Source organism: Paenibacillus koleovorans NBRC 103111 (genome assembly GCF_004000845.1).
GTDB classification, from domain to species: domain Bacteria; phylum Bacillota; class Bacilli; order Paenibacillales; family NBRC-103111; genus Paenibacillus_AA; species Paenibacillus_AA koleovorans.
On record NZ_BIMA01000166.1, the window covers coordinates 1 to 11,172 of the forward strand.

Sequence of the window (11,172 nt, forward strand, 5' to 3'; positions counted from 1 at the left end):
TAAAAAAACCGCCTTAGTCAAAATAGGCGGAATCATCGCGATTTATTTGATTATCGCAATCAAATTTTCGTTGTTTTCACTTTTTACAAGCGTTGCTCCTTCTGAATTTACTTGATATTCCCAGTAACTAATGGCTTCTTTGTTGTCCACTTTTACGTTCCAATCTTTTACAAACGTAACAATGAACGATTCATTGTCTTTTTTCGAATTCAAGACCATTTGAATGGCGTCAGTTTCGGTAAATGCCTTCTTCTGTGCTGGAGTATCTGCTGGGTCAACAACATTATCGCTTGAGCGACTACATGCACTCAATATGGCAACTAATGCAAGGATTAAGACAATCATACGAAATTTCATTTTAATTCTCCCAATTCATAGATGTGTAATTTGACGTTCTATTCGTTAAGAATGTTACAGTTTCCTGTTTGGTAAATAAAGGGTGGCTATATAAACGCAATCAGACAGAAGAAGATGCCGATCAGGTAAAACCCATGTCCCTCCGTTGTAAAAAGGATCAGCATTCAATTCAAATTTAAGAAGGACTCTCAGCCATATCGGGCTTGGTTTGCTTTTTCAAGCAAAAAAATAGAGGCCCTCGGCCCCTGCTTACTCACTTCACTCAATTCACTCACTTCTTCGCCTTATAAAACTCATGGTACAGCTTCATCAGCGCCCGCTTCTCGATCCGCGACACATAGGAGCGGCTGATGCCGAGCTCCTTGGCGATTTCGCGCTGCGTGCGCTCCTCGCCGCCGTGCTCCAGGCCGAACCGCCCGACGACGACTTCCTTTTCCCGGTCATCGAGGATGTCGAGATTTTTGTAGATCTTCGATTTCTCGATCTTGAGCTGCACCTTCTCGACCACATCGTCCGCTTCCGTGCCCAAGATGTCGATTAGAGTAATTTCGTTGCCTTCCTTGTCCGTCCCGATCGGATCATGCAGCGACACGTCTTTGCGGGTTTTCTTGAGCGAACGGAGATGCATCAGGATCTCGTTCTCGATACACCGCGCCGCAAACGTCGCCAGCTTCGTGCCCTTGTCGGGCGAGAACGACTCGATCGCCTTGATCAAGCCGATCGTGCCGATGGAGATCAGATCCTCGAGATCTTCGCCGGTATTGTCGAATTTCTTCACGATATGCGCCACCAAACGCAGGTTATGCTCGATCAGCAAATTCCGAGAGGTCTGGTCGCCGGCAGCCATCCGACGCAAATGCTTCTCCTCGTCCTCTTCGGCAAGCGGCTGAGGGAAGGCATTGTTTTTCACGTAAGAGACCAGCAGCATCAATTCTTTGACGAACAGAGCAAACGCAGTAAAAAAACCAGGCACGCCGCCACCACCCCAACAACAGAATTACTACAAGTGTATGTGGGTGGGAGCCTATGCGTGCCTGTACGGGTGAAAAACAAAGCGGGGACGCTTAGCGTCTGCCAAAAACGATAGAAAAAGGTTTCCCGGAAGCCGAGACGGTGTCCCCATCCATATAGCAAACACTAAAAGCCCGCCGGGATTTATCCGTCGTGTTCCCTTCAGAGCCATGAACGGTCCAGTTATGCAGCAATACCGCTTCTCCCGCTTCCATTTCCAAATAAATGGGTTCCTGATGTTCTAACAAATGATCGGCTTGTTGGTCAGTGAGAAAGCCGGAAGGATGATCCGAATTAATCAAATGCTTGTGGGTGCCTGGAAAAATCTTGACGCAACCATTCTCTTTCGTGGCCGGATCGAGAGCCGTCCATACGGTGACTTGCGGGTCACGGTCCAAATCTGTCCAACGATCCTGATGGTAGGGCAATACCGAACCATGATAAGCGGGCTTATTCATGAACATAGCTCGAAAACAGCTGATATGCGCTTTCCAGTAAACGTGCTCGGAGATATGACGAAACAGAGGGTTTTGGATGTAGGATAAGAACAAGGGATCGAGCTCAAGATTTTCAATTTTTCGATAGTTTAGCGTGGCTCCCTTAAAACCCAGTGTCTGGGCTGATTGTTCGAACCCTTCTCCCGCTTCCCTCTGCATAAGCAGCCGTTCATAGTCCAGCTTCGCTTTGCCCGTCATGATCTCGTCCATTCGCACGGAGAGTGAATTCAGCTCTTCGTCCGTCCATACTTTCCCTAATTTAAGAAATCCCTCTTCCTCATAGGTCTGCCATTGATTATCGGTTAAAACCATTCTGATCATCACCTGTTCTATCGGATTTTTGCAGAGGATCTTATAACTCAACCAAGTACAAATGTATGGTTCCGTCTCGATCTGAGGCAAATAAGATTTGATCGCCTCCCCAATTAAAGGTCGGATGACAATGCGTCAATCCGTTTTGCCAGGAAGTATGATGAGAGCAAAGCTTGGTAAGCAAAGGCGGGTTCGAGGTTAGATCGATAAGGACAAGGTCCTCGACCTCATCCCCTACAAGCAGGGAGTTGCTCGGATTAGCGTGATAATGATTACAGTAATGGGGCAAATCTATTTTTTTGACTACATGACCGTCTTTATCCGCCAAGCCGATATAAGGAATGGGTTTGGAATCCGTGGGATCCCATGTATCTTCCACAGTCGCTTGTTTCTTGGAAGAGGTAATCGTTCCATCATGACCCTTGCGTCTGTTGTCGAAGAAGATCAGTCCGTCCCGCGTCCAGAACTCATGCCCGACACAGTCATCCTCCCCTTGTCTGAAGCATGGCTTGACGCTGCGAGAAACAAGATCAAGTAACCACATCCGCTGGTTAACCAGGTTCCACGGACCTTCATGACAGAACAAAGCCACATGGTCATCGTCAGGAGCGAACTGAAAGTGCGTAAGCCAATGAGTGTCCTCGAATAGATCATAAGCTCCCGATCCATCGAGAAAGGCCAGTGTAATCCATCCTTTTTTAACCGCATACATCATCTCTTTAAAATGGCTGTAATTACTCCCTATCCTAAAGGGCATTTCTTCGTTTCGAGGAAAGCCTACAACCTTCTTGTTCGGACTTATGAATGGAGCGGATAATACCACTTGTCCCTTTTCCTCATAGAGCAGTTTGGTTTTCAATGTGGTCGTATCCAGTTTAATCACTTTTTTACCGGTGATGTAGACGACAATCTCACTGTCAGGTGTCTTTGTACAAAACAAGACTCCAAGGGGTTCGTCCGTAAGCTGGGTCATAATCCCCGAATCCAGATTCATGCGGAACAGGTTATACAAGCCAGCGTGGCTTGAAGCGCGATCCGAGAGAAAGTATATTTCCGATGCGCCGGCAGTGAAGGAATTATCCGTGAAATAAAGGTGATAATTATTGGAGCTGCCGCGAGTCAGTTGCCGAACGGTGCGTCCGGTAAGCTCGTCTCGGAAGGCGAACTGTTCGGATTTGTATTGTTGCTGAATCAAGAAAGAATCCCTCCTTGCCCCTATCAAGTCTAAATATACAAATAACCCATGATATGGGTTATTTGTATCGGTATTAAATAAGGCCATTACCTGCAAGTATACTCGGTAGGCATACGACAATCCCGGCCATCGCGAGCAAGAAGCGCAATATGCGCCATGCCGTGGATCAGGTAACCGGGACCGAGCTGCGATTCATAATGCTCGATGCCCTGCGCTGCTCCGCGAGGAATCTCATGGTCGAAATAAATGGAGACGAATTGCGAAGCCAGATGCACCCCCCCGTCGAGCCACTTCCGCTCTTCGGTAATGGCATATAGATCGGCCAGCAATTCTAGAGCGAGACCGGCGTCGCGGGCGGGTACGTAATGATGGCCGATCAAATTGATGTGCTCATGCGGCCGGATGCCTTTCGCATCCATTGCAATGCCGCTTGTCGCGGGGAACGGTTGTTCCAGATAGCAGGCGCCGGCTGCCAGGGCCCAATCCAGCAGCTCCGGTCGACGGCACAGCCGCCAAGCGGCCAGGCACATCAAAGCGGAGCTGGAGGCGATGGCGACACCATATACGCTGCCCCAGACGGACATCTCTTCCGTAAGCTCGTTGTCGCTCGTGCAAAGTCCGGCGAATACGCCTTGCGCCGGATCATGAGGCGCAGAGAGGAAACCGCTTAGATACACGTCAGAGCGATGCCGTAAGGTTGCCGCTAGTGTAGGCGCTGCCCCCTCCAGCAGATCAGCCGCTTCGAGCAGGCTGACCGCTAGGGAGAGTGTCTGGGTCGGCGAGTTGATCATGTGGAAGCGAACCGCGTCTTGCGGTGAACGGCTCTCGATCAGCAGCAGCCCTCGCTCGTCTCGCAGCTCCCACCAATAGTCTAGATACTTCTCCAGCTGCTGCAGCAGTTCCGGACGGCGGCTTTGGTTGTAGGCAAACGCGAGATCGAAAATGTAGAAGCCGGAATGCCTAGGGAAATCGCAGGACCGAACGTCGTCAGGCGCATATTGTTTGCGGTTGATTTCGGCATGTCGGTAATATTCTTGAGGCGTAGTCTGCTTCCAGTGATACTCGAGACCGTCGGCGAACCGTTGCACGCAAGAGGCGTTGAATGTTTGCAGCTTCTCCCACAACCAGAGCGGCGCATGGTGCAGATGGTCGTGAATCGCCCGACGTTCCGGCTCATACCGGGCAATACTGCTCCCTACGCGATGCTCGGTCAAATGCCAAAAGGCATGTTCCCCCCAGGGGAACAACCCGGTCGGCGTGTCCGTACATTGCGTCGCAAAGTAACGGATATAGCGATCGGCGGCTTCCGCATATTCCGCTTTTCCCTCGGACTCGGCAAGCGCGTACAGCGTGCCTAACAAGGGGATGTCGTGCATCAGATTGCAGCCCTGCGGGGCTCTGTCCGAATCGCGCTGCCCGGGAATCGCTGGAGGCAGCTGCTGCAGCATATCGCCCGTGCGGCGATCCAATAGGGAGGGTATCAGTCCGTTATACGGCTCTGAGCTCTGAATCAACCGTTCTATCGCCGAGCAGGCGGTTTTCAATAGATGCTCCATGCAAATCCCTCGCTTATTCTTTGATCGCTCCGACGACTGCGCCTTTGACGAAATATTTCTGCAGCAGCGGATACGAGCAAATGATTGGAATGATCGATACCATAATGATGCAGTACTTCAATTGCGTCGCAAACATATCCTTTGCCATGGCGTCTTCGAATTGGTTGTTCATTTCCGGAGAATTTTTGATCAAGACATTCATCAAATACACTTGCAGGGGCTGCAGCTTGGCACTCGGCAAATAAATGAGCGCAGAGAAATAGCTGTTCCAGAACCCGACGGCCGAATAGAGCGCAATGACGCTGATGATGGGCATCGAAATCGGCAAGACGACACGGGCCAAAATGCCGATGTCGGAGCAGCCGTCGATCTTCGCCGCTTCGGTTAAGCCGTCAGGGATCGAGGTCTGAAAATAAACGCGGGTCATAATGGCAATCCAAGCGCTCATGGCGGCCGGGAGCACGATCGCCCAGCGGGTGTCATATAGGCCGAGCTTCTGAATAAGCAGGAAATCGGGGATTAATCCACCGCTGAAGAACATCGTTACCGCAAGCAGGATCATAAAGAACCCTCGGGCGAAAAAATCTCGGCGCGACAACGGATAGGCGAAAGTGACGGTAACGAAAATGTTGATGGCCGTGCCAACGACCGTGTACCAAATCGTATTGTAGTACCCTCTCCACAGATTATTGTTTTCGAACAGCATGCCGTAGCTTTCCAAAGAAAAGCCCCGCGGCCACAGCCATACCCGCATGGCGAGTACTTCCTCAGGCGCGCTGATCGACATGCTGAACACATAAATAAACGGATAGATCGTGGTTAGCCCGATCGCGAACAGGATGAGGGCAATAAAGCCCTCGATGATACGGTCGTTTGATGTTTTCATCGGCGGCTCCTTACCACAAAGACGTTTGATTGACTTTTTTACTGATCGAATTGACGATAATGAGCAGCAGGAAGTTGGCGATGGAATTGAACAAACCTACCGCCGCCCCGAAGCTGTAATCCGCCCCGAGCAAACCCCTGCGATACACATAGGTGGAGATCACATCGGAAGTCTCGTAGATGGCCGGCGAATAGAGCAGGATGATTTTCTCCGCCCCCACGCTAAGCAGGCTGCCCATATTCAGGATGAGCAAGATGACGACGGTAGGCATAATGCCAGGCAGCGTGATGTGCAGCATTTGCTTCCATCGCCCCGCCCCATCGATTTTGGCCGCATCGAACAGCTGCGGATCGATCGCGGACAACGCTGCCAAGTAAATGATCGAGCTCCAGCCAAACGACTGCCAAATTCCCGAGCTGATATAAATGGTGCGAAACCAGGAAGGATCGACCAACAAACTGATCGATTCTCCAGTGATCTTGCTGAGCAAGACACCAATCAATCCATCGTGCGGCGAGAGGAAATTGACAATCAACCCAGTAATGATCACCGTCGAGATAAAATGAGGGAAATAACTGACCGTCTGAACGGCCCGCTTAAAAAAGCCGTTTCGGAGTTCGTTCAGCAATAGAGCAAATATTAAAGGAATCGGGAATCCCCAGAGCAACCCATATACACTGATCAGCACCGTATTGCGAAGCAGACGGTAAGCGTAATAGGAATTGAAAAATTCGCTAAACCAGTGAAACCCAACCCATTCGCTTCCCCAAATGCCAAGTCCCGGTGAAAAATCTTTGAAGGCGATCACGACACCATACATGGGGATGTACTGAAAGATGATGAGGTAAGCCGTCCCGGGCAGCAGGAGCAGCAGCAAGTACTTGCTCTTGATCACATTTTTGCGGAACCGCGTCCATCTGCCCGCAGCCCCGGCCCGATGCAAGGCGGTCGTACCGTTCTCAGGTATCATGGCGGCGCTCCTTATCGTTCGGATCATCGGCAGGCCGGATGCAGGGTTAGGCTTCACACGCAACCTTGATCCGGCCCTGAATGGATGATGTCGCTTATTTTATGCTATTCCAGCGGTCATATTGGGCTTGTTTGATTTTGATTACTTCGTCGATCCCCATTGTTTTCAATGTGCTTACGAATTTGTCGAAGTTCGACAGCGGCTCGGTCCCGGTAATAAACTTGGCGACCATCTCCTGCCGGTACGTATTGATATCCGCCATTTTCTGAGAATAGGCGGTCGACTCTTCCGGGGTGCTCATAACTGGCGGGAATACGGGACGGTAGTACTTTTTAATATCTTGCAGTCTTTTCATAGAAGCTTCGGGCATGAGAATCTTGGACTGCTGACTTAATGCATCCGGCGGGATTATTTGCGGGAAGCGCCCCCCGCTTCCGTAGGTGCCCAGCACCGAAGAGGGATTCGGATATTTCGGGTTATTCGTCACTTCCGCCGTATATTGCGGCTTCCCGTTCACCATCGTATAGGTGACACCTTCGATCCCATAGTTGAACAGGAGCTGTCCGGGCTCGCTGGCAAATATATAATCGAGCCAACGGATCGCGAGCTCCGGATTTTTGGCATTCTTGGTGATGGCGTATCGGTTGCCGTCCAAGGCCGGATTCACTTCGTAATTTTGATCTCCATGCGGTCCGCGTGGAGGGGCGGTAACTACCCAGCTGGCGCCAGGGAAGTTTTTCTCCATTTCCTTCGTGTACTGATCGAATCGCGCCGCCCAAATCGAATACCCGCCGGAGATATCCCCAACTACGTAGGCTGTCACTTTATCCGCATGAGGAGTGAGCAAGCCTTGGTCGATCAGCTTTTCTTGATACCATTTATTCATCTCGGCCAAGTAGTCCTTCGCCTTCGAATTCATCCACGTAAACTCGACCTTTCCTTGCTTATCGACGGCAAAATAGGAGCTCATAGGCATCATGCCGTAAGACTGGGCGAATCTCTCGAGAGCGCCGATTCCGGAGGCGGCGAACGGAATTTCGTCATTTTTGCCGTTGCCGTTCGGGTCGCCGTCGCGGAAAGCGCGCAGCATTTTGTACCAGTCTTCGATCGTTTCGGGAGCTTTCAGATTCAGCTTCTTGGCCCAATCCTCCCGATAGCCGAGCCCAAGCACGTTGTAATCGTTCCCCGCCGGCGAAACGATGCCGGGAAGGGCATAGATCGCGCCGTCCGGAGCCGTCAATGCCTTTTTGATATCGGGATTGGAGTCGAGGAATTTTTTGGTATTCGGCGCATGTTTCTCGATCAGATCGTTCAACTTAAGGATAACGCCGCCCTTGGCAATTTTAACCGGATCGTCTCCTTGCGGCAGCTGTATGATATCCGGCAAGTTGTTAGCAGCTGCAATTCGTGTCCGCATGATCGTACTGTAGTCCGTGTAAACGGCTTCGAATTTGACTTTCACGCCGGTTTGCTTTTCAAGCTCTTTAATGATAGGAAGGTTATCGTTGTTATAGCTAGGACCGTCGGGACCGATATCGATGACCGCGAAAGATAACGTTTCCCCGTTAGCGGTAAGCTTGGAACCGGAGGCAGAGGGCGAACTCGTAGCGGCAGTTGGTACGCTGCTGCCATTTGGACTACCTCCGTTGTTGACTGAGCATCCGACGATCGCAAGGGTCACTGAAAGCGGTAACAATAATTTGAGCTTATTATTCAAGTTGAACACCCTTCCCTCTTTTTGATCTAAGTGATAGGAATCGCTGCAGCAATTCAATCCGAATTATGAAGTGTGAGAGAGGGGAGCACAACAATCATTATTTTTCAGTAGTTCGTCTTTTCATATTGGGAGGTGCCTAGCGTGATCCGTCCAGGGGGACGTTTTTTAATCGGGGCATCGTTTTTTTCACTGCGGCTTAGTCTGAACCTTTAAAGTCCTGTATTCGCCCGGGGTAATGCCCGAATACTTCTTGAACGCCCTGCGGAAGGTCAGCACATTCGTATAGCCGATCCTCAAACCGACCTCTTCCACTGTAAGCGCTTGCTCGTTCAGCAATAGCTTGGCCATGGCCACTCTTTTGCGAGCGATGTATTCGACGAAATTGTGGCCGGTCTGTTCCTTGATGAACTTGCTCATGTAAGGCACGGAGAGGCTGTACCGATCGGCTACCGCTTCCAGGGAGAGATTGCCGTCGAAGCAGTTGTCGTCGATATAGCTCCAGATTTCATTCTTCACTCTTGAGCTGTCCGCTTCTCTCTTTTGAGCCATCTCTGCGCATACCCTCGCATAGACGTCATACACGTATTCTTTTAGACTGTTGATCGTATTCAACCGCATAAACTCACGCTCATTGATCACATTGGAGATGCTGAGATCCGTCTCTGAAAGCGCTTTAAGCGCAGTGGACAGCAGATGGTGAAAGAAGCATTGCAACGTTATGAAATGATGGTTGCCGTTGCCGATGTTGGTTTCGATCAGCACGCCAAGCACCTTCTCCACCTGTTCAAGCTGGCCCGACCTCAGCTTGCTTACCAGCTCCTCTTCTTTATCCGTCGGGAAGTAGTAGCGGAAGCTGTTGTCCGTATCAAGATCCGAGAAGAAAACCATATCGTCGGAGGCATTCCCCCGGACAAACGTATAGTTGAGCGCCATAACGGCTTCCTTATGCGAGTTGCTGATTTCTTCCAGTTCGACGCACGTGCCTCCGACTCCTACGTAACTATGGCCTTCGCCGAATGCTTCCAACAGCGACCGCTTCATTCGATCGATGGCTTCCTCCGCTTTGCTTCGATCCCCGGTATTGAGGATGAGCGCCAACCGGTTTCCTTCGATTTCCACAAGATACAGCGGCCAATTTCCTTCTACGGTCCATTTGAACACTTTCTGGCTGATCGAGAGGTTTTCGTTGCTGTTGCTTTCAAAGTATAGGAGGGCTACTCTCCAGGAATCGCTCGATGTCCCAATGCCGATCGTCTGCCGCGCATATCGGATCTCAGCCGGAGCATGCAAGTTATAGAGGAGCTTCAAAAAGAAGGAGTGCATCGCCATAGGCAAATACAGCTGCACTTTCTGTTCCAGCTCATGATTGCTGGATAGTATCGTATCGAACGCCGATTCCAGATAGTTATACTCATTGCTGCCGCTGGTCAGTTTGGGCTTGGCCGGCATCCCGCTGCTCAGTTTGCTAAGCAGCCCTTTGAGCGGACGGTAATTGTGCACGGCAAAGCCGTAGGAGAACAGAATTCCGATCACGATCGAAACCGCAAGCAGGATGAGCACCGCGTATTTGATGACCTGCACCTTGCTCAGAACATAGGTGGTCGGGATTACCGAAATATACTTCCAGCCGTTCAATTCGGATTGGGTAAGGAAGGCAAAATATTGATCTCCAACGCTATTCTCGACGATTCTCGTTGTGCGAGCTCCGGCTTCCGGCAAGTCGTTCAGCAGCGGTCGAATGTGCTCGTCCATGTTGACACCCGTGACCAGCTCGTTATTCGCATCGAGGATGTACAGCGAATGGCTGCGGTCATACGACCCCGTGTGCAGCACCTCTTGGATCGACTTTTCTTCAATCGACAAGAGAAGCGTGGCGGCAGGGGTATCGTCGATCAGCGGCAATGTTTTGATGTAAGTCATAGCATTTTTGTAGCTTGTATAGGTTTGCACTTGCCGGGGGTTCAGCACGGTGCCATGATTGAATATATTGATATAGGGAAGCCAGTCCTCGACTTTCATCCCTTCCACTCTGTAGTTTTTCTCGAAAAACCATGGGTAATCGTCCAGACCGTTATTGGTGAGCACCAAATGCTTCGTATTCAATATGATCGCGATTCGGTCGATAAATCCGTTGAGTGCCTCATAGTTCCGGATTTCATCCGCATACCCGCCGATTTCCGAAGGCTCCAGCCGATTCGATTGAAACGTCGGTCCGTACATATTTCCGATTTTCTGGACCCACTGGGTAAGCACGAACGTCTGCACCAGCTGATCCATATCCAAAAAACGTTTGTCCATTGCGCTCCGCGCCTGATCCAGCTTTTCGTAATACATCGTTTCTGTTTGTTCTTTAACAATCTTCACCGTCCACCAATATCCGAACATCCCGATACTAAGCATTGGAATAACAAAGACAATCATATAGGATACAAACATTTTCCTCTTGATCGATTTCATTCGAAAAAGCGCTTTCATGACTATACCCCCTAATCAATAAGCGGATTCGAGTTCATTGTAACTGATAAGCGGTGAGGGTGAAAGAGGCTTGTTCGCTTCAATTTTATGGAACAAAACGACGTTGAGTAGTGAAAAGTGTTCCCTAATAAGAAAACCATCAGGGAAGATTACCCTGATGGTCCTCTGGTGAAAGAGTTCAGTTGGCGCGTGGGGA

At 50.3% G+C, this 11,172-nt stretch carries 9 protein-coding genes; all 9 read right to left on the reverse strand.

The window, feature by feature from the left end:
* Positions 1–42: 42 nt before the first annotated feature.
* The 9 genes from PKO02S_RS29965 to PKO02S_RS30005 all read right to left on the reverse strand — a co-directional run bounded on the left by PKO02S_RS29965 (position 43) and on the right by PKO02S_RS30005 (position 10,976).
* Entirely contained in the window at positions 43–357 is a 315-nt protein-coding gene (locus PKO02S_RS29965; RefSeq protein WP_127588686.1) for a hypothetical protein, read from the reverse strand.
* Between the two features lie 271 nt (positions 358–628).
* Positions 629–1,330: an RNA polymerase sporulation sigma factor SigK gene (sigK, locus tag PKO02S_RS29970; protein WP_127588687.1), complete on the reverse strand. Its 702-nt coding sequence runs from the start codon at positions 1,328–1,330 to the stop codon at positions 629–631.
* A gap of 91 nt (positions 1,331–1,421) precedes the next feature.
* On the reverse strand, positions 1,422–2,177 hold the full coding sequence (locus PKO02S_RS29975; protein WP_164821770.1) for a phytanoyl-CoA dioxygenase family protein: 756 nt from the start codon (positions 2,175–2,177) through the stop codon (positions 1,422–1,424).
* 40 nt (positions 2,178–2,217) lie between these two features.
* Positions 2,218–3,372: an oligogalacturonate lyase family protein gene (locus tag PKO02S_RS29980; protein WP_218033969.1), complete on the reverse strand. Its 1,155-nt coding sequence runs from the start codon at positions 3,370–3,372 to the stop codon at positions 2,218–2,220.
* Between the two features lie 86 nt (positions 3,373–3,458).
* On the reverse strand, positions 3,459–4,928 hold the full coding sequence (locus PKO02S_RS29985) for a hypothetical protein (RefSeq protein ID WP_127588690.1): 1,470 nt from the start codon (positions 4,926–4,928) through the stop codon (positions 3,459–3,461).
* 13 nt (positions 4,929–4,941) lie between these two features.
* Positions 4,942–5,814, reverse strand: a complete 873-nt coding sequence (locus PKO02S_RS29990; RefSeq protein ID WP_127588691.1) for a carbohydrate ABC transporter permease — start codon at positions 5,812–5,814, stop codon at positions 4,942–4,944.
* 10 nt (positions 5,815–5,824) lie between these two features.
* A complete protein-coding gene (locus tag PKO02S_RS29995) occupies positions 5,825–6,784 on the reverse strand; it encodes an ABC transporter permease (protein WP_127588692.1) in 960 nt (319 codons plus the stop codon).
* A gap of 94 nt (positions 6,785–6,878) precedes the next feature.
* Complete coding sequence (locus tag PKO02S_RS30000) at positions 6,879–8,510, reverse strand: extracellular solute-binding protein (protein WP_307720053.1); 1,632 nt, start codon at positions 8,508–8,510, stop codon at positions 6,879–6,881.
* A gap of 177 nt (positions 8,511–8,687) precedes the next feature.
* Positions 8,688–10,976, reverse strand: a complete 2,289-nt coding sequence (locus PKO02S_RS30005) for a helix-turn-helix domain-containing protein (protein WP_127588694.1) — start codon at positions 10,974–10,976, stop codon at positions 8,688–8,690.
* Positions 10,977–11,172: the final 196 nt, after the last annotated feature.